The 17,193-nt window shown below is 71.4% G+C and carries 20 protein-coding genes and 1 tRNA gene; 5 read left to right on the forward strand and 16 right to left on the reverse strand.

The window, feature by feature from the left end:
• Positions 1 to 80 precede the first annotated feature (80 nt).
• The 3 genes from tmk to ACX80N_RS06710 are packed head-to-tail and all read left to right on the forward strand — an operon-like array spanning position 81 to position 3,501.
• On the forward strand, positions 81 to 728 hold the full coding sequence (gene tmk / locus ACX80N_RS06700; protein ID WP_459338777.1) for a dTMP kinase: 648 nt from the start codon (positions 81 to 83) through the stop codon (positions 726 to 728).
• On the forward strand, positions 725 to 1,930 hold the full coding sequence (locus ACX80N_RS06705; protein WP_459338778.1) for a DNA polymerase III subunit delta': 1,206 nt from the start codon (positions 725 to 727) through the stop codon (positions 1,928 to 1,930). Before tmk ends, ACX80N_RS06705 begins: the two co-directional genes overlap by 4 nt.
• Entirely contained in the window at positions 1,927 to 3,501 is a 1,575-nt protein-coding gene (locus tag ACX80N_RS06710) for an alpha/beta hydrolase (RefSeq protein ID WP_459338779.1), read from the forward strand. Before ACX80N_RS06705 ends, ACX80N_RS06710 begins: the two co-directional genes overlap by 4 nt.
• Here the strand turns inward: ACX80N_RS06710 and ACX80N_RS06715 are convergent.
• Complete coding sequence (locus ACX80N_RS06715; protein WP_105032703.1) at positions 3,456 to 4,196, reverse strand: HAD family hydrolase; 741 nt, start codon at positions 4,194 to 4,196, stop codon at positions 3,456 to 3,458. The two genes, ACX80N_RS06710 and ACX80N_RS06715, sit on opposite strands and share 46 nt — an antisense overlap.
• A gap of 217 nt (positions 4,197 to 4,413) precedes the next feature.
• Between ACX80N_RS06715 and ACX80N_RS06720 the strand changes: the two genes are divergently transcribed.
• Positions 4,414 to 4,489 (forward strand) — tRNA-Thr (locus tag ACX80N_RS06720).
• 115 nt (positions 4,490 to 4,604) lie between these two features.
• Here ACX80N_RS06720 and ACX80N_RS06725 read toward each other — a convergent pair.
• The 14 genes from ACX80N_RS06725 to ACX80N_RS06790 form a co-directional block, all read right to left on the reverse strand.
• Complete coding sequence (locus tag ACX80N_RS06725) at positions 4,605 to 4,730, reverse strand: hypothetical protein (protein ID WP_459338780.1); 126 nt, start codon at positions 4,728 to 4,730, stop codon at positions 4,605 to 4,607.
• Between the two features lie 113 nt (positions 4,731 to 4,843).
• Positions 4,844 to 5,119: a carbon storage regulator CsrA gene (gene csrA / locus ACX80N_RS06730; protein WP_459338781.1), complete on the reverse strand. Its 276-nt coding sequence runs from the start codon at positions 5,117 to 5,119 to the stop codon at positions 4,844 to 4,846.
• A 4-nt stretch (positions 5,120 to 5,123) separates the two neighbouring features.
• A complete protein-coding gene (locus tag ACX80N_RS06735) occupies positions 5,124 to 6,386 on the reverse strand; it encodes a hypothetical protein (RefSeq protein ID WP_459338782.1) in 1,263 nt (420 codons plus the stop codon).
• Entirely contained in the window at positions 6,361 to 8,409 is a 2,049-nt protein-coding gene (locus ACX80N_RS06740; protein ID WP_459338783.1) for a flagellar biosynthesis protein FlhA, read from the reverse strand. Before ACX80N_RS06740 ends, ACX80N_RS06735 begins: the two co-directional genes overlap by 26 nt.
• Positions 8,409 to 9,512 (reverse strand): EscU/YscU/HrcU family type III secretion system export apparatus switch protein, encoded by a 1,104-nt coding sequence (locus ACX80N_RS06745; RefSeq protein WP_105032618.1) that lies wholly within the window; start codon positions 9,510 to 9,512, stop codon positions 8,409 to 8,411. The genes ACX80N_RS06740 and ACX80N_RS06745 overlap by 1 nt, the downstream gene beginning before the upstream one ends.
• 1 nt (position 9,513) lies before the next feature.
• On the reverse strand, positions 9,514 to 10,272 hold the full coding sequence (locus ACX80N_RS06750) for a flagellar biosynthetic protein FliR (RefSeq protein WP_105032617.1): 759 nt from the start codon (positions 10,270 to 10,272) through the stop codon (positions 9,514 to 9,516).
• A gap of 1 nt (position 10,273) precedes the next feature.
• Positions 10,274 to 10,549, reverse strand: a complete 276-nt coding sequence (fliQ, locus tag ACX80N_RS06755) for a flagellar biosynthesis protein FliQ (RefSeq protein ID WP_105032616.1) — start codon at positions 10,547 to 10,549, stop codon at positions 10,274 to 10,276.
• A gap of 1 nt (position 10,550) precedes the next feature.
• Positions 10,551 to 11,441, reverse strand: coding sequence for a flagellar type III secretion system pore protein FliP (fliP, locus tag ACX80N_RS06760; protein ID WP_459338784.1), 891 nt, complete (start codon positions 11,439 to 11,441; stop codon positions 10,551 to 10,553).
• The gene (locus ACX80N_RS06765) at positions 11,438 to 12,052 is read right to left on the reverse strand and encodes a FliO/MopB family protein (RefSeq protein WP_459338785.1); all 615 of its coding nucleotides are present in this window, start codon (positions 12,050 to 12,052) and stop codon (positions 11,438 to 11,440) included. The genes fliP and ACX80N_RS06765 overlap by 4 nt, the downstream gene beginning before the upstream one ends.
• A complete protein-coding gene (gene fliN, locus ACX80N_RS06770) occupies positions 12,052 to 12,756 on the reverse strand; it encodes a flagellar motor switch protein FliN (RefSeq protein ID WP_459338786.1) in 705 nt (234 codons plus the stop codon). The genes ACX80N_RS06765 and fliN overlap by 1 nt, the downstream gene beginning before the upstream one ends.
• On the reverse strand, positions 12,753 to 13,634 hold the full coding sequence (locus ACX80N_RS06775; protein ID WP_459338787.1) for a flagellar motor switch protein FliM: 882 nt from the start codon (positions 13,632 to 13,634) through the stop codon (positions 12,753 to 12,755). The genes fliN and ACX80N_RS06775 overlap by 4 nt, the downstream gene beginning before the upstream one ends.
• Positions 13,635 to 13,704: 70 nt before the next feature.
• Entirely contained in the window at positions 13,705 to 14,682 is a 978-nt protein-coding gene (locus ACX80N_RS06780; protein ID WP_459338788.1) for a flagellar motor protein MotB, read from the reverse strand.
• A complete protein-coding gene (locus ACX80N_RS06785) occupies positions 14,679 to 15,509 on the reverse strand; it encodes a motility protein A (RefSeq protein WP_459338789.1) in 831 nt (276 codons plus the stop codon). The genes ACX80N_RS06780 and ACX80N_RS06785 overlap by 4 nt, the downstream gene beginning before the upstream one ends.
• Positions 15,509 to 15,868: a flagellar FlbD family protein gene (locus tag ACX80N_RS06790; RefSeq protein ID WP_459338790.1), complete on the reverse strand. Its 360-nt coding sequence runs from the start codon at positions 15,866 to 15,868 to the stop codon at positions 15,509 to 15,511. The genes ACX80N_RS06785 and ACX80N_RS06790 overlap by 1 nt, the downstream gene beginning before the upstream one ends.
• A 202-nt stretch (positions 15,869 to 16,070) precedes the next feature.
• On the opposite strand from ACX80N_RS06790, the gene ACX80N_RS06795 reads away from it, so the two are divergent.
• Positions 16,071 to 16,493, forward strand: coding sequence for a GNAT family N-acetyltransferase (locus ACX80N_RS06795; protein ID WP_459338791.1), 423 nt, complete (start codon positions 16,071 to 16,073; stop codon positions 16,491 to 16,493).
• Positions 16,494 to 16,602: 109 nt separating this feature from the next.
• Here the strand turns inward: ACX80N_RS06795 and ACX80N_RS06800 are convergent, their stop codons facing one another.
• Positions 16,603 to 17,172: a cysteine hydrolase family protein gene (locus tag ACX80N_RS06800; protein WP_459338792.1), complete on the reverse strand. Its 570-nt coding sequence runs from the start codon at positions 17,170 to 17,172 to the stop codon at positions 16,603 to 16,605.
• Between the last annotated feature and the right edge of the window lie 21 nt (positions 17,173 to 17,193).

Here is a 17,193-nt window from a genome sequence, read left to right on the forward strand (position 1 = left end):
CCCGAGCCTAACCGCGGAGCCGATGCCGCCGGCAAGTGTGACCAGTGCTGAAGGTCGCCGCCACTCGGTAGGCTGAACGCGTGACCTTTCCCCTCCCCCACGGGCTTCCCGGGCTCTTCATCGCGCTCGAGGGCGGCGACGGCGGCGGCAAGTCGACGCAGGCGACACTGCTCTGCCGGGCCCTCGAGGCCGGCGGACGTCGAGTGGTCCGTACGCGCGAACCAGGCGGTACCCCGATCGGGGAGACCCTGCGCTCCCTCGTCCTCGAGCACGGCCACGGCGAGATCGACGCCCGCACCGAGGCCCTTCTGTTCGCCGCCTCGCGTGCGGCCCATGTGCAGCAGGTGATCGTGCCCGCCCTGGAGCGCGGCGACGTCGTGGTGTGCGACCGCTACATCGACTCCTCCGTCGCCTACCAGGGGACCGGCCGCGGCCTCGGCGCGCAGGCGGTCCTCGACGTGAACGTCTGGGCCACCGACGGTCTCCTTCCCGACCTCACCGTGCTGCTCGACGTCGACCCCGCGGTGGGTCGCAGCCGCCGCACCGCGGGGGCGGCCGCCGAGGACCGCCTCGAGTCCGAGCCGGACGGCTTCCACGCCGGCATCCGGGACGCCTTCCTCGAGCTCGCGCGCCTCGCACCCGAGCGTTACGTGGTGCTCGGCGCGTCCGGCACGCCGGAGGAGCTCCACCGGTCCATCGTGGCTGCCCTGCCCGGAGGGTCCGCATGAGCGCCGACATGAGCGCCGGCCCCTCCAGCCTGCCCACCACCGGCGTGTGGGCCGAGCTGCGCGGGCAGGAGCAGGTGGTGGAGCAGTTGCGTCGCGCCGCCCAGTCCGGCGCTCCCACGCATGCCTGGCTGTTCACCGGCCCGCCCGGTTCCGGCCGCTCCAACGCCGCGCGGGCCTTCGCCGCCGCGCTGCTCTGCGAGCGCGAGACCCTGACGGAGCGGGGCTGCGGTGCGTGCAAGGCCTGCCGGACCGTCCTCGCGGGGACCCACGCCGACCTCACCAACGTCACCACCGAGAAGGTGACCATCAGCATCGACGAGGCCCGCGAGCTCGTGCGCAAGGCACAGGACAAGCCGTCCACGGGCCGCTGGCGCATCATCATCGTCGAGGACGCCGACCGCATGCAGGAGCGCAGCACCAACGTGCTGCTCAAAGCCATCGAGGAGCCGCCGCCGCGCACCATCTGGCTGCTGTGTGCGCCGAGCCCGGGTGACGTCCTCATCACCATCCGCTCCCGTTGCCGCTCGGTGGGCCTGCGGCTGCCGCCCGTGCAGGACGTCGCCGATCTGCTGGTGGCCCGTGACGGCATCGATCCCGTCACGGCTGAAGCGGCCGCGCGGGCCGCCCAGAGCCACATCGGTGTCGCGAAGCGCCTGGCCACGGACGAGGGCGCCCGGGAGCGGCGCAACCAGATCGTCCGGCTCCCGCTGACGCTGCGCTCCGTGGCCGGCGCCATGCGCGCCGCGGCCGATCTGGTGAAGCTGGCCGAGGCCGAGGCGCAGAGCTCCTTCGAGCAGCGCGACGCCGAGGAGCGGGCCGCCCTGCTGGCCACGCTCGGTGCCCCCGAGACGGGCACCATGCCGCCGTCCATGCGGGCGCAGATCAGGCGCCTCGAGGAGGACCAGACGCGCCGCGCGAAGCGCTCGAAGAACGACTACTTCGACCGCGCCCTGACCGACCTCATCTCCTTCTACCGGGACGTCCTCATGCTGCAGGCCGACGCGGACCAGCCGCTCGTGAACGAACCGCTGCGCCCGGAGCTCGAGGAGTTCGCCCAGCGCGAGAGCGCCGAGGACACCCTGCTGCGCCTCGAGGTGATCAACGAGGTCCGCACGCGGCTCGTCAGCACCAATGTGTCACCCCTGCTCGCGATCGAAGCGATGACCGTCAGCCTGCTGTCCCGGAAGGACCTCGACCGATGACCCCTGGAACGCCCCCCGCACGGGCGCCCCGCCGTCGTGCCCTGACCGTGCTCGCGGCGTCCGCCGCCGCGGTGCTGGGCCTGTCCGGCTGCACGCTCTTCTCCCCCGGCCCGGCGGACCGTCCCGTGTCGGGTGTGGAGACCGCCGATCCGGCAGCCATCGGTGAAGTGCCCGGGGACCTCACCGGCTTCTACACCCAGGAGGTGCGGTGGGAGGAGTGCGAGGGTTCGTTCTCCTGCGCCACGATCGAGGTGCCGCTGGACTACAGCGACCCGGGCCGCGGCAGCATCGACATCGCGGCCATCCGTTCTGACGCCACGGGCGAGGCGCAGGGGACCATCCTCGTGAACCCCGGCGGACCCGGGGGCTCCGGCGTCAACATCGTCAAGGAGTCCCTCGACTACGTGACGAGCGAGCGATTGCGCGAGGACTACGACATCCTCGGGTTCGACCCGCGCGGGGTCAACCGGTCCAGTGCTGTGAAGTGCTACACCGATGCCGAGCAGGACGAGGCGCGGCAGGAGGCCTACCCCGTCGACGCCTCCGAGGACGAGCTGCTGGCGCTCATGACCGCGGACGCGCAGGAGTACGCGGACGTGTGCGCCGAGCGCACGGGCGAGCTGCTCGGCTTCGTGGACACCGAGTCGGCGGCACGCGACATGGACATCCTGCGCGCGGTGGTCAGCGACGAGAAGCTCAACTACCTCGGCTTCTCCTACGGGACCCAGCTCGGCGCGGCCTACGCGGACCTCTTCCCCGGACGGGTGGGCCGCCTGGTGCTCGACGGCGCGATCGACCCGTCGCTGAGCAGCGAGGACATCACGCTCGGGCAGGCGGGCGGCTTCGAGCGGGCGGTTCGCGCGTACGTGGCCGCCTGCCAGCAGGGCTCCGAGTGCCCGTACACGGGAACCGTGGACGACGGCGTCCGCCAGATCCAGGACCTGTTCGCTGCCGTCGAGCGGGAACCCATGACGGCGGCGGACGGCCGGCTCGTCCCGGCCTCGACGTTCGTGCAGGGTTTCATCCTCCCGCTCTACGACAACGGCAACTGGCCCACGCTCACGGACGCGGTCCGGGCGGCCCTGGCCGGGGACCCGACCAGCATGCTCTTCCTCGCGGACCTGTCCGCCGAACGCCAGCCGGACGGCCGATACGTCGGCAACGCGACCGCCGCCTTTCTGGCCGTGAACTGCCTCGACTACCCCATGACGAGCGATCCCGCGCAGATGCGCGCCGACGAGGAGGAACTCGTCGGGGCGTCGCCCACCTTCGGGCGGTTCCTCGCCTACGGCGGCATCACCTGCGCGCCGTGGAAGTATCCGTCGACCGGCGAGCCGGCGCCGCGGCAGGCGGCGGGGGCGGCCCCGATCGTCGTCATCGGCACCACGGGGGACCCCGCCACGCCCTACGAGTGGTCCACGGCCCTGGCAGGGCAGCTCGAGTCCGGCGTGCACGTGACCTGGGAGGGCGAGGGGCACACCGCCTACGGCCGGTCCGACGACTGCATCCTGGACCTCGTCGACTCCTACTTCATCGACGGGACGGTCCCGGCGGACGGGACGCGCTGCTGATCCCCGACCGGCGTGGGTCCGAGCCACTGCGGCAGGTGGCACATGGACGGCAGGACGGCGTCGGCTCCCGCGAGCCGCAGCTCGGCCTCCGAGTGCGCTCCCGTCAGGACCCCGATCACGGCGCCCGCTCCGGCGCGCTGCCCGGCGACGACGTCCGACGTGGTGTCCCCCGCCACCAGGACGGAGCGCACGTCCTCGATGTCGAGGGCGAGGACCGCGGTCAGGATGATGTCGGGGTACGGGCGGCCGCGTCCCGCGTCGGAGGGGCAGAGGCTGAGGTCCGCGAGCCCCATCCAGCCGAGGGACTCAAGGATCATGTTCTGCGTGTGGCGGCCGAAGCCGGTGGCCAGGCAGATCTTCAGACCCCTTTCCCGTAGCGCGAGGATCGCGTCCTCCGCGCCCGGGATCGGCTCGACACCGTGGCGGGCCAGCAGGGTGTCGTACGCAGCCTCGAACGTCCGGTTCACGTCCACGGCCGTCGCGACGTCGTCGAAGAGGCTGCGGAAGACGAGCTCCTTGGACGTGCCCATGGTGCGTCGCGCATACGCCGTCATGGCGCCGAAGCTGCCGGAGCCCTCATGGACCCCGTGCGAGGCCAGTGCTCGCGCGAAGGCCTCTTCCTGCAGGGCGCCCTCGTCCACGGTGGTCCCGGCCATGTCGATCACGGCGAGCGAGAATGAGCGGTCCTGCGTCATGGCGTCCCCTTTGCCGGCCAGACCCGTTCCCATGCCGGACGCGGGTGGACCTCAGGATCCGGCGCCCTGCTGACCGAAGGACGTACTGGAGGCGGCAACGGGGTGAACCGCGGGCGAATTCTCGTCCCGCTCCCCCATTTTGACCGCGGGCCGGACCCTCCTATAAAGTTGGAGCTTGTGGATCGGCCCCGGGTGCAACCCGGATCCGGAAAGCATTGCCTCCTTAGCTCAGTCGGTAGAGCGTCTCACTCGTAATGAGAAGGTCGCCAGTTCGACTCTGGCAGGAGGCTCCACCAAGACCCCGGACGGTTCGCCGCCGGGGTCTCTCCATGTCCAGGAGGCATGCGGTTGTGGCGGGTCCGTTCGGAGTCCTGGGCCAAGACCTGCTCGAAGAAGTCCGCGATGTCGTCACGGCCCGTACGTGCGGGCGTCCCGCACGTACCGGCCGTCGTCGTGCCCGGCCTTCGGCGAGTGGCATGGCAGCGGGATGAGGTCGAACGGGACGTCGTCGAATCCGGTTCCTCCAGTAGCCACGAGGCACCTCCGTGTCGGTCCTACCAGGTGGCGTCAGGCTGGAACCCGTGGATTCCCGGCGGCAACGGCCGATCGTCCTCCCGGGAAGTCCTCGCCCCTGTGCGAGGACTCTGTTACCTGTCCGGGTGCCCGTCCGCAGGGGCCTCGGTGGACACCACCGCACCCGACTGCAGCAGTGCCTTCAGGGCGTCGGCGCCCGCTGCATCGGCAGCGGCGGCGGCGAGATTGGCTTCCGTGACGGCGCGGAGGACCTCCTCGCGCTGGATCTTCACGCCCCGTGGCGCATCGATACCGATGCGGATGCCGTCACCGCGGGAATCGAGCACCGTGATGACGATGTCGTCGCCGATCAGGATCTGCTCGCCGACCTTTCGCGTGAGTACCAGCATCGTGTCACTCTATCCCGGTCGGCTCGGCTCGACGGCGACCGGCGGCTCTCGTGCGTCCGGCGGGGCCGTCCTGCCAGCCGACCGGCAGACCCAGGTCGTGCACGGTGTCCGGGGTGGACGTGGCCGCCCGCCCGACGACGGCGAGCCCTGCCGGTTCGAGTCCGGCGCGCTCCATGCTCCTGCGAAGTGCGCCCACCCACGCCGCGGTGTCGGCCTCCTTCCGTCCGGCATCAACGGCGAGCCACACCTGGTCCGGGCGCAGGGCGAGCAGCAGCCGGCTGTCCGTGACCGGATCCCCGGACGCCACCGCGAGGAACACCGGGTGCCCGCCGTCCACCCCGGCGGCACGGGCGGCGTTCGCGTCGAGGTGGTCCTCGATCCTGCGGGCATCCGGCCGGAGCCAGCCGCTGACGCCCCCGGCGACGGCGACCGCGGACGGGACGCCCCCGCGGAACCCGGCCGCCATCGCCTGCACCACCTCCCAGCCGGCAGCGGGTGAACCCACGACGGTCACGAGGTCGCCGGGCGCGCCGAGGACTGCTGGTGCGCCCGCCGGTGCCGCAGGCTCCCGGACGACGTGTCCTGCGAGGTCCGGCAGCTCGGCTGGGTCGTGGGCGGCCACGGCGAGGGGCGGGACGACGGCGTCGGGGGCGGAGGGCTGGACGGGAGGTCCGGGCACGACGGCGGCGGGGGTGACGACAGTGCCCGGGACCACGACGGGCTGCACGGGCGCACTCGGAGCGACGACCGGCGGGGCCGGCGCCGTCGGACCCGGGGCAGGCGCGACCGGGGCAGGCGCGACCGGGGCAGAGTCCGTCGCGAACGTGAGGTTGTCCATGAGGGCCGCGAAGAGGCCCGAGTCGGTGGAGACGGCGGCCGGCACCGGTTCCTGCCGGCGTCCGGCGCCGGTCGGACGCGGCGCCGTGGCGCGGGCCGGACCCGGCCCTGGCCCGGCGCCGCCCGGACCCGCGGGAGTGCTTCCGGCGAGGCGCACCTCGTCGAGCTCGGCCTGCTGCAGCAGCGCGTCGATGCCCGACGCCTGGCGAACGGCGCTGCGCCGCCCGCGCGGGCGTACGCCGGCGGGACGTGCGTCGTCCGGGACCTCGACCACGATCTCGTAGTGCCTGCGCGCGAAGACGCCGCGGATGCCGCCGACCGTGACGATCTCTGCGGACACGATGAGCGCCCGCGGACCATGGAGGGCGGCCGCCTGTGCCTTCAGCTCCTCGAGGGAGGCACCCTCAAGATGAAACAGCTGCGGTGCCACGGACCACCCCTACGGTCTCGATGGCGACATTGGCGCTGGTGACCTCCTGGTACGAGAGCACCGGGAGTCCTGCCACCTGGGGTCCGACGAGCCGCTTGAGCGCGGGCCGCAGCGCCGGCGCGCACACCAGCACCGCGTTGTGCCCCGAGGCCTCGATGTCGGCGGTCGTGGACCGGACCGACGCGAGGACGGCCTCGGTCCGGGAGGGGTCGAGCAGGATCTGCGTGCCCTGGTCGGAGGGGCGCAGTCCCTCGAGCATCGACTGCTCGAGCAGCGGATCGATCATGATCACCCGCAGCAGTGTGCCGTCGAGATACTGCTGCGTCACCGCCGGTCCGAGGGCGAGGCGTGCCGCCTCGACGAGGCCTTCAGGGTCCGACGACGACTTCGCCTTCAGCGTCAGGGCCTCGTAGATGCGGGCGAGGTCGTTGATGGGCACCTGCTCGGACAGCAGCCCCTGCAGGACGCGCTGCACCTCGGCGAGGGACAGCAGCCCGGGCACCAGTTCCTCGACGGCGGACGGGTTGACCTGTCGGACGCCGTCGGTCAGGACCCGGACGTCCTCGCGGGTCAGCAGGCGTGCGGCGTTGGTCGTGATCACCGAGGACAGGTGCGTCACGAGGACCGACACGCGGTCGATCACTGTGGCGCCGGAGAGCTCCGCGTTGTGGCGCAGTTCCGAGGGCACCCACTTGCCCGCGAGCCCGAACACGGGTTCAACGACGGCGGTACCGGGAAGGTGCGCGAGGTGGTCACCCAGTGCCAGGACCTTGCCGCGCGGGGCCTCTCCGCGGCCTGCCTCGACGCCGGCGATTTTGATGACGTAGGTGGCCGGCAGCAGGTCGATGCTGTCGCGCGTGCGGACCGGCGGCACCACGACGCCGAGCTCCAGGGCGATCTTCCGGCGCAGGGCACGGACCCGCCCGAGGAGGTCGTCCGGGGCCCCGGTGACCACGTCCACGAGGTCCGGGGCCAGCAGCACCTCGAGGGCGTGGACGCGCATCTGCTCGAGGAGGTCGTCCGTGCTGTCGGCCGTCGGCACGGACGCCTCCGCCTCGAGGGCCGCGGCCGCCGTGCGGGCCTCCGCCTCGGACCTCCTGAGCCGCTGCGCGATGACGATGAGTCCGGCGCCCACCACGATGAACGGCAGCTTCGGCATGCCGGGGATGAGCGCCATGACGATCGCCGCGGCCCCCGCGATGCGCAGGGCGTTCTGCGACTGGCCGAGCTGCTGCGCCGCCGTCGAGCCCATGTCCGCGTCGGCGTTGGAGCGCGTGACGATCATGCCGGTGGACACGGCCATGAGCAGCGCCGGGATCTGCGTCACGAGGCCGTCGCCGATGGTGAGGAGCCCGTACGTGCTGAGCGCCTCGGCGACGGGCAGGCCGTCCTGCAGCATGCCGATCGCGACACCGCCGACGAGGTTGATGACGATAATGATGATCCCGGCGATGGCATCGCCCTTCACGAACTTCGACGCGCCGTCCATGGCGCCGTAGAAATCGGCCTCCGCCGAGACCTCGGCGCGCCGCTCGCGGGCCTGCGTGTCCGTGATCAGCCCGGCATTGAGGTCTGCGTCGATGGCCATCTGCTTGCCCGGCATGGCGTCCAGCGTGAAGCGTGCACCCACCTCCGCCACCCGCTCGGCGCCCTTGGTGACCACGACGAACTGGATGACCACGAGGATCAGGAAGACGACGGCGCCGATGATGATCGACCCGCCGATGGCGACGTGCCCGAAGGCCTCGATGACCTCCCCCGCGTACCCGTCCCCGAGGACGAGGCGGGTGGATGCGACGTTCAGGCCCAGGCGGAACAGCGTCGCGACGAGCAGCAGGGACGGGAACACCGAGAAGTCCAGCGGCTTGCGCACGAACATGGTGTTCAGCAGGATCACCAGCGCCAGCAGGATGTTGATGATGATCAGCACGTCCAGCAGCGGTGACGGCACCGGCACCACGAGGAGCAGGACGATCCCCACGACACCGACGGGCACCAGGAACTTGGGCAGGGAAGAGCGCATTATCGGGGGCCTCCGGCGGCTGCGGGTCGGACGGGCAGGGTGTGGACGCCGCGGGCGGCACCCCGGGTCCTCAGGGACATGACGAACGCCAGGATGCGGGCCACCTGGTCGTAGTTCTCGAACGGGATCTCCTCGCCGAGCTCGCACGCCGCGTGCAGGGCGCGCGCGAGCGGGACGTCGGAGACCATCGGGACGTGTTTCTTCTCCGCCTCCTCGCGGATCCTCGCCGCGATCACGCCCGCGCCCTTCGCGACGACGCGCGGAGCCGACCGTCCCGGCTCGTACGTGAGCGCGACGGCGACGTGCGTGGGGTTCACGAGGACGACGTCGGCGCCACCCACGGCTGCGATCATACGGTTGCGGCTCATGGCGAGCTGGCGGGAGCGTCGCTGGGACCTGATGAGGGGGTCGCCCTCGGAGTTCTTGTTCTCGTCCTTGACCTCCTTCTTGGTCATGCGGGTCTTCTTGCGGTTGCGGCGCGTCACCACGAGGACGTCCAGCGCGGCGAGGGCGAGCCCTGCGACGACGGCGGCCTGCAGGAGCGCAGCGGTCCCGTCCCCGGCGGTGTTCAGGAGCGAGGCGACGGAGAGTCCCCCGGCCGCCATCAGTACGGGCATGAGGCCCTGGATGACGACGACGAGCACCAGCGCGACGACGGCGGTCTTCAGGAGCGCCTTCGCGCCCTGCCACAGGGCCTGGCCGCCGAGGATCCGCTTGAGTCCGGTGACCACGTTGAACTGCTCGAACCTGCCCGAGAACTTCTTCACGTGGATGCCGCCCTGCAGGGCGGCCGTGCCGAGCACGGCGACGAGCAGCACGCCGAGGAACGGCCCCAGGATCGCCGTCAGGGACGCACCGCCGTCGGCGAGGGCCTCGAGGGCGACGGCGGGGTCGGGATCCGCGATGCTGTCGGCGACGCGGACGAGCTGCTCCGTGGCGGCGTCACCCGCGCGGGCGATGAGGGAGGGCAGCAGGAGCGCCGCGGCGCCCACACCGATCCACGCCGTGAAGTCCTCGGACTTGGCGAGCTGGCCCTTGGAGCGGACGTCCTTCATCCGCTTGTCGGTGGCCTGCTCGGTCCGTTCGCCGGAATCCTCCGCCATGTCAGCCCACCCCCATCAGGAGGGCCGCGGCGTCGTCGGCGAGGGTGGAGACGACCCGGGGGAGGGCCACGAACACCACCCCGCCGAGGCTGAGGGTGATGAAGATCTTGAGTGGGAAGCCGAGCGCGAAGGCGTTCAGCGCGGGTGCCACGCGCGTCAGCAGCCCGAGTCCGACGTCGGCCAGGAACAGGACCACGATGAGCGGTCCGGCGATCTGGACGGAGGCGAGGAACAATCCCGTGACGGCGCCGGTGAGCGCCTCGACGGGTTCCGCCAGGTCCAGTCCGCCGCCGAGGGGCAGGGCGCTGAACGTCCGGACGAGGCCGCCGATGATGAGCTGGTAGCCGTCGGAGGTGAAGAGCAGCGTCAGCGCGGTCAGCTGGAACAGGCGGGCGAACTGGGCGCCGTTGACCATCGACTGCGGGTCGAAACCCTGCGCGAGGGAGAAGCCGCCGAAGAGGTCGATGAGGCTGCCGGCGGACTGGATGGCGGAGAAGACCACGAGCACGAGGAAGCCCAGGGCTGCGCCGACCACGAGCTCGAGGACCAGGGCGCCGATGTAGGCCCCGGTGCCGCCGGTCTCGTAGCCGTCCGCGACCTGCGGGGACACCGCGAGCGCGAGGCCGATGGCGAGCATCGCCTTGATGCGTGCAGGGATGCCGCGGTACGAGAAGGGCGGGGCGATCACGAGGAACGCGACGATCCGCACGCCCGCGAGCATCATGGCCTCGATCCGGCCCTGGTCGAGCGCGATCTCCATGTCAGCCGCCCCCGAGGAGGCCCGGGATGCGCTCGAACATCTCGTTGGTGAACGAGACCATCTCCGCGATCATCCAGTGGCCGCAGATCAGCAGGGCGAGGCACACGGCGGCAGCCTTCGGCACGAAGGAGAGCGTGACCTCCTGGATCTGGGTGATGGACTGCAGCAGCGAGATGGCGAAGCCCACCACGAGGGCGGTCAGCAGCACGGGCGCGGACAGTTTCGCGGCGACCCAGATTCCCGCGAGGCCGATGTCCAGGACGGCGTTGGCATCCATGTCAGCCGCCCTGGTAGCTGTTGACGAGCGACGTGATGATCAGTCCCCACCCGTCCACGAGGACGAACAGCAGGATCTTGAACGGCAGCGAGATCATGACGGGCGGGAGCATCATCATGCCCATCGACATGAGTGCGGCGGACACCACGAGGTCGATCACGAGGAACGGCACGAAGATCACGAACCCGATGATGAACGCGGCGCGCAGCTCCGAGATCATGAACGCCGGGATGAGGGTGGTCAGCGGGACGCTCGCGGCGTCCTCGGGGTTCGGCTGCCCGGCCGCGCGCGTCATGAGCGCGAGATCCTCCTCGCGGGTGTGCGCCATCATGAACGTCTGCAGGGGGCCGGCGCCCTGCTCGAGGGCCTCGGTGAACGTCGTGGCGCCGGTGAGGTAGGGCTGGACGGCGAGCTCGTTGATCTCGGTGAGGACCGGAGCCATGATGAACAGCGACAGGAACAGGGCCAGCCCCGCCAGCACCTGGTTGGGCGGGATGGACGGCAGCGAGAGCGCGTTCCGGGTCATGGCGAGCACCACGAAGATCTTGGTGAAGGACGTCATCATCAGCAGCAGGGCGGGTGCCACCGAGAGCAGCGTGATGCCGATCAGGGTCAGGACGGCGGAGCTCGGCTCCCCGTTCACGCCGTTGATCTCCACGGACAGGCCGTCCCCGGTGCCCGGCGCGGTGGGGGCCGCGGGGTCGGCGGGAGCGGACGGTGCCGTGGGTGCCGGGACGGCCGGGTCGAGCCCGCCGGCGTGACCTGCTGCGGCCCCCAGGAGGAGGGCGACGACGGCGAGCAGGAGCGCGGCGACGATGGCCGGTGCACGGAAGCGAAGGGCAGGGCCTGTGGGACGTGCCGGTGGGACGGCCAGGGGAATCGCCGTCGTCACCCCGCCCGTCCCTGGCGCAGGAAGGCCGCGGTCTGCTTCCACGTGGCGGGCGAGAGGATCGACCCCTGCAGCGGCGCTGCGGGAGGTGCGGCTTCCGCGGTTCGGGCCGCACGTGCTGCACGGCGGCTGACCGGACCGGTGCCCGGAGTCGGCGTCGAGCCGCTATCCGACCCGGCGAGCCGCAGGGAGGCAGCGAAACGGGCGTCGGCGGGTTCCGCCATCGTGTCTGCGGCGGGGCCCACGGAAGGGCCCGCACCATAGCCCGGGACCGGACCCGTGGCCGGGCCGTGGGCAGGGCGTGCCGGGACGGACCCCGCATCGGGGGCGACGCCGTCGGACCCGGGAACGGCCTGCAGCGCACGCGGCGCGGCCGAGGAGTGAAGAACCGACACCGACTGCTCGGTGACGCCGAGATAGAAGCGGGTGCCCTCGGCGTCGAGCACGACCACCGAGGCCTTCGCGCCGATGCCCTGCCGCGCCACGACGGACACGAGGCCCGCTCCGGCGCGGTTGCCGTTGATCTTCGAGACCTTCCGGTGCAGCACGAAGAGCAGCGCGAGGACCACGCCGAGGGACAGGAGTACCCGCAGCGCCAGCACCACCACGTCCACTAGAGGGTGCCGTCGGCGACGTCGAGGATCTGCGTGATGCGCACGGCGTAGTCCTGGTCCACGACCACCACCTCGCCGTGGGCGACGAGGCGACCGTTGAGCAGGACGTCGGCGGGCGCGCCGGCGGACCGGTCGAGTTCGATGACGGCGCCGGGCTCGAGGTCCAGCACGTCGCGGACGGACATGCGCGTGCGTCCGATCTCGACGGTCATGGCCATCTCGACGTTGCTGATGCGGCCGAGGTTCGCGGCGCCCGCGGGGGCCGCGGAGCGGCGGGGAGCCGCACCCGGGCGTGCTCCGCGCAGGCGCACGGCGAACCAGCCGACGGTACCGGAGGCGCCCGCGAGGCGGAACACCGAGGTCTCGGCGTCGCGGAAGAGCGGCAGCGCGTCCTGCACGGCGGGCGCGCCGAGCACGCCGTCGCCCAGTGCACGGGACGCCGCCTCGAGGGCCGGTACGAGCACGTCGGCCGGTGAGACGAGGGGTGACGGCGTCCCCGCGGCGACGGCGAGGGGCTGGGCGTCGATCAGGACGACGGCGAGGTCCGCGGAGGAGGCCCCCACGAAGGACGCGACGACGGCGGTCGAGGCGCTGGCGGAGGGGACCTCGGAGGCGCTGCAGGGCTCGGCGGTGAGCGGACCGGGAAGCGGCAGTCGTGCTGCGAGGGACGCGGCGGCCTCGTGCTCGGCGGTGGTGGTGTTCATGGTGCGGTGTTCTCCTCGGTGGTCACTACTACGCAGGCCAGGCGTGAGCCGTTCTGGCCCAGGGCTGCCTCGCCGAGCCGCTGTCCGCTGACGGCGAGCTCGAAGGGGCGGTGCTGCGGATGGGGCAGCTTCAGGACGTCCCCCACGGCGAGGTCGAGGATGCGTGACGGCAGGACCGGCAGCGCGGCGAGCTGTACCGCGACGTCGACGGGTACGTGCGCGACCTGCTGCTCGATCAGCTCCCGGGCGTCCTCGCCGGTCGCGGTGGGGTTCGTGTCCCCGAGCTGTGCCAGCAGGAGCTGCGCAGGGATGGCGACCGTCGCCGGGCAGGACCGCTCCCCGACGCGGATCTCGAAGGTGCCCACGATCATGAGTTCCGTGGTCGAGGCGGCCTGCGCGAACTGCGAGTTGTACTGGAGGGAGTCGATGCCGAGCTGGTGCGTCAGGACCGAGCCGAGCGAGTAGTGGAGCCCCTCGAGGGCATCGTCCATCAGCCGCCGGATCAGGGCCTGCTCGATCTGGGTGAACTTGCGCTCACCCGGGGGCACGGTCCCGTGGCCGCCGAGCATCGAATCCACCCAGAACAGGCCCGCGGAGGCGGGGAACTGGATCACGGCCTTGCTCGAATGGTCAGGGATGGAGCACAGGACCATCGCCGTCGTCGCGGGCAGCGACGCCGCGTACTCGTTGTAGGTCTGCATGAGGACCTGCTCGCTGGTCACCTGCGAGATCACGCGGACCTTCGCGGTGAGCTGGGTACCCCACTGGCGTGCGAACGTCTCGAAGGCGAGTTCGAGCACGCGGGAGTGCTCGCGGGCGAGCGTCGTGGGCCGGCGGAAGTCATAGACATCCACCGCCCTGGGCGTCGCTGAGGGCACGCCAAAGGAGAGTTGTTCCTGGACCGTCACACCACCGACTATCGGACGGCGGCGGCGGGGTGTTAGCGATTCAGTCGCCGGCGGCGATCCCCGGGATGAGGGCGCGCACGCTCTCGGGCTCGTCGGAGTGCACCACGATGTCCACGCGGCGGTTCAGTTCGAGCTCCGCCTCCGTGGTGCCCGGTGCCAGCGGCCGCGACTCGCCGTAGCCGATGGCCGCCAGTCGGGGTGCGGGGACCCCGCCGGTGTCGACGAGGTTCCGCACCACGTTGACGGACCGCTGGGTGGACAGCTCCCAGTCGAGGGGCCTCGGCACCGAGTCGGGCAGGCGCGCGGTGTGCCCCTCGACCCCCACCTCGTTGGGGATGGTCGCCAGGATCGGTCCCACGCTCTCGAGTACGCGCTGCGTCTGCTCCGTGAGCTGTGCGCTGTCGGGGAGGAAGAAGGTCTCGGACCCGACGAGCCGGATGGTGAGGCCCCGCTCGTCGATCACGTAGCGGACGGACGCGGCGAGGTCGCGCTCGCGGAGTCCGGCGTCGATCCGCTCCTGCAGCGCCCGGAGACTCTCGACCTCTGCGGCGGCACGCTCACGGTCCGTCGTCGGCTCCGCCGCGTCCCCACCGGCGGACGGCGAGGGCGACGGCGACGGCGCCGCGACCTCCGCGGCTCCGCCGTCCGAGGGCAGCGGCGACGGCGTGGGCGCCGAGACGTCCGCGGCACCCGCTTGGTCCTTCTGCGCCTCGGGGTCCACGTCCGCGAGCGCCGCTCCCCCGGTGAAGGATTCGCCATCGGCGTTCGCGTACTCGGCGGGCACCACGGTGCCTTCGGCGGTGTCCACCGTCGCCGTCTCCACGGTGCCGAAGCCCGTGGCGAGCGAGGCGCGCAACTGCTCGAACTTCTGCTGGTCCACCGAGGACATCGCGTACAGCACGATGAACATGCACATCAGCACGGTGACCATGTCCATGTAGGACGCCATCCAGCGCTCGTCGGGGTGCTCCTCGCCGTGGTCCTCGCCGCGCCGCTTCCGGTGGGGGCGCCTGCTCACGCGGCGGCCTTGCCCTGGGCGGTGATCTTCCCGCCCGGGCCCTTGACGTCCTTCTCCGCGTCCTTGCCGCCCCTGCCCTGCGCGTGCGGTGGCACCATGGCCTTCAGCCGTTCACCGAGCAGGCGGGGCTGGCTGCCGGCCTGCACCGCGAGGACACCCTCCATGAGCAGCGTCATCCGGGCGGTCTCCATCTCACCGAGGCGCTTGATGCGCGTGCCGATGGGCAGCCACAGGAAGTTCGCGGACAGCAGGCCCCAGAGCGTCGCGACGAAGGCGGCGGCGATCATGGGGCCGAGCTTGTCGGGGCTCGAGAGGTTCTCCAGCACGTGGGTGAGGGACACCACGGTCCCGATGATGCCGACCGTCGGTGCGTACCCGCCGAGGCTGGCGAAGAACTTCGAGGCGGTGCGGTGTGTCTGGGAGGCGGAGTCGATCTCGTCCTCGAGCATCTCGCGCAGTTCCTCGCCGTCAGTGCCGTCGGCGATGTTCTGGAGAGCGCCTCGGAGGAACGGGTCCGTGGCGGCGTTGGCCTCCTCCTCGAGGGCCAGCAACCCCTCGCTGCGGGCCTTCTCGGCGAGGACCACGACGCTGTCGATCGTGTCCTGGGGCGGGGTGGTCTTGCCCATGAGCGCTGCGGGGACGGCCTTCACCGCGACCAGGAAGTCCTTGAGGGTGCCTCCGGCGATGCCGATGGCGAGGGTGGCGCCGAACACGAGGATCATCGGTGCAGGCAGGAGGAGCGCCTCGACGCTTGCGTGCTCCAGGGTGATCATCGCGTACAGCGCACCGAAGGCGAGGAGAATGCCGACGAGTGTTGCGGGATCCATTAGGTGTTCCTTGGTCGGAGCGGGACGGGGGCGGCTGCGCCGTCCTGTGGCGTGGCGGGGTGCGCCGGAGCGGCCGGAGCGGCCGGAGCGCGGTGCACCCCGGGGTCGCGGACGAGTCCGAGCGGCCGCTGGCCCGGGTGGTCCTCGGGCACTCCCTCGGCCGGGGCGAAGCGTGCGAGGGAGATGATGCGGGCCCGGTAGGCCGCGATCAGGTCGATGACCTCGGCCAGGGACTCGGTGACGATGTACTTGGCGCCGTCGACCATCACCAGCGTGGTGTCCGGGTTCTCGTGGATACGCTCGATGAGGTCAGGGTTCACCGCGAACTGGCTCTCGTTGAGCCGGGTCACCACGATCATCGGACATCCTGGAGTCGGGACGCCCCGGCGGGGCCTCTCTCCCCCACTGTCGGCACGCGCGCACGCTTCGTAAGCGCCGGAGGCACCGGCGGACCTCGTTCAGGCCCCCTGTCCTCGGGCCGCGGAGACCATCCGCCGGGTTCCAGGCCCTCATGGGCGCGCGCCGAGCTCACTCCGCCCTCATCCTGTGCTTCGATGGATCATGATCTCGATCGAGGCGGTGCAGGCGGAGGACCTCGCCCTCGACGACGTCCTCGCGCTCTACGGGGCGGTGCAATGGACGGCCTACACGCGCGATCCCGGGAACCTCACCCGCGCCCTGAAGGGCTCGTCCACGATTGTCGCCGCCCGCGACGGACTGGTGCTCGCCGGCCTCGCCCGGGTCATCTCCGACGATGCGTCGATCTGCTACCTCCAGGACGTCCTCGTCCTGCCGTCGCACCAGGGACGGGGGATCGGCAGGGCCCTCGTGGAACGCGCGCTCGAGCCCTACCCGCACGTGCGCCAGAAGGTCCTCATCACCGACGACGAGCCGCGGCAGACGGCGTTCTACGAAGCCCTCGGCTATGCCCGGACGGACGAGTTCCGCGGTGGTGCCGTGCGGGCGTTCGTCAGATTCGACTGAAGACCTCCGCGTCGCACCCCGCGCCGCCGTGGCGGGGACCGCCGGCTCCGACGCCGCTGTCCGGACGGGGACGGTTCCGGGAAGCCGGGCACGCCGGCATCGAAGGCTCCTACCGACCGAGCAGGGTCCGCGTGCTCATCACGGTCGCGAACTCCTCGTGCAGATTCGTCGCCGTGATGGCGGAGAGCGTCGCCGCGGCGACGGGCACGCCGTCGGGCGTGGTCCGGTCGAAGGTGTGCGTGGCGTCGAGCGCGAAGTACGTGTCGTACCCGAGGTTCCCGGCCATCCGGGCCGTGGTCTCGCAGCAGTGATTGGTGGTGATGCCGCAGATGACCACCTCGGTGATGCCCTCCCCCTGCAGCCAGTCATGCAGGTCAGGAGTTCCGTAGAAGCTCGAGTTCACCGTCTTGCGCACGAGCAGGTCGGGCGTCCCCGTGATGACGTCCTTGAACGCATGTCCGGGGCCGGTCGGCGCCAGGGGCGAAGCAGGGTGGACGGAGTCGTGCTGGACGAAGACGACCGGCCACGTCCTGCTCCGCCAGTACCGGAGCAGAGCGGCGATGTTGTCCTCGCACGCCGGGTTGTCCCGCTCCCCCCAGAACCCGGCATCATCGAAGCCCTTCTGCACGTCGACGACGATCAGGGCCGGTCGATCAAGGGAGGATGCGGTGGCTGTCATGGACGATTCTCCACTCTCCTG

The sequence above is a fragment of the Arthrobacter sp. MDT2-16 genome (assembly GCF_054510925.1).

Bases quoted from the DNA above. Each gene is read 5' to 3' on its own strand.
- ACX80N_RS06705 (WP_459338778.1), top strand. From the start codon at position 725: ATGAGCGCCGACATGAGCGCCGGCCCCTCCAGCCTGCCCACCACCGGC.
- ACX80N_RS06795 (WP_459338791.1), top strand. From the start codon at position 16,071: ATGATCTCGATCGAGGCGGTGCAGGCGGAGGACCTCGCCCTCGACGAC.
- ACX80N_RS06785 (WP_459338789.1), bottom strand. From the start codon at position 15,509: ATGGATCCCGCAACACTCGTCGGCATTCTCCTCGCCTTCGGTGCGCTG.
- ACX80N_RS06715 (WP_105032703.1), bottom strand. From the start codon at position 4,196: ATGACGCAGGACCGCTCATTCTCGCTCGCCGTGATCGACATGGCCGGG.
- fliN (WP_459338786.1), bottom strand. From the start codon at position 12,756: ATGAACACCACCACCGCCGAGCACGAGGCCGCCGCGTCCCTCGCAGCA.
- ACX80N_RS06740 (WP_459338783.1), bottom strand. From the start codon at position 8,409: ATGCGCTCTTCCCTGCCCAAGTTCCTGGTGCCCGTCGGTGTCGTGGGG.
- fliQ (WP_105032616.1), bottom strand. From the start codon at position 10,549: ATGGATGCCAACGCCGTCCTGGACATCGGCCTCGCGGGAATCTGGGTC.
- ACX80N_RS06750 (WP_105032617.1), bottom strand. From the start codon at position 10,272: ATGGAGATCGCGCTCGACCAGGGCCGGATCGAGGCCATGATGCTCGCG.
- ACX80N_RS06710 (WP_459338779.1), top strand. From the start codon at position 1,927: ATGACCCCTGGAACGCCCCCCGCACGGGCGCCCCGCCGTCGTGCCCTG.
- csrA (WP_459338781.1), bottom strand. From the start codon at position 5,119: ATGCTGGTACTCACGCGAAAGGTCGGCGAGCAGATCCTGATCGGCGAC.
- ACX80N_RS06745 (WP_105032618.1), bottom strand. From the start codon at position 9,512: ATGGCGGAGGATTCCGGCGAACGGACCGAGCAGGCCACCGACAAGCGG.
- ACX80N_RS06800 (WP_459338792.1), bottom strand. From the start codon at position 17,172: ATGACAGCCACCGCATCCTCCCTTGATCGACCGGCCCTGATCGTCGTC.
- ACX80N_RS06790 (WP_459338790.1), bottom strand. From the start codon at position 15,868: ATGATCGTGGTGACCCGGCTCAACGAGAGCCAGTTCGCGGTGAACCCT.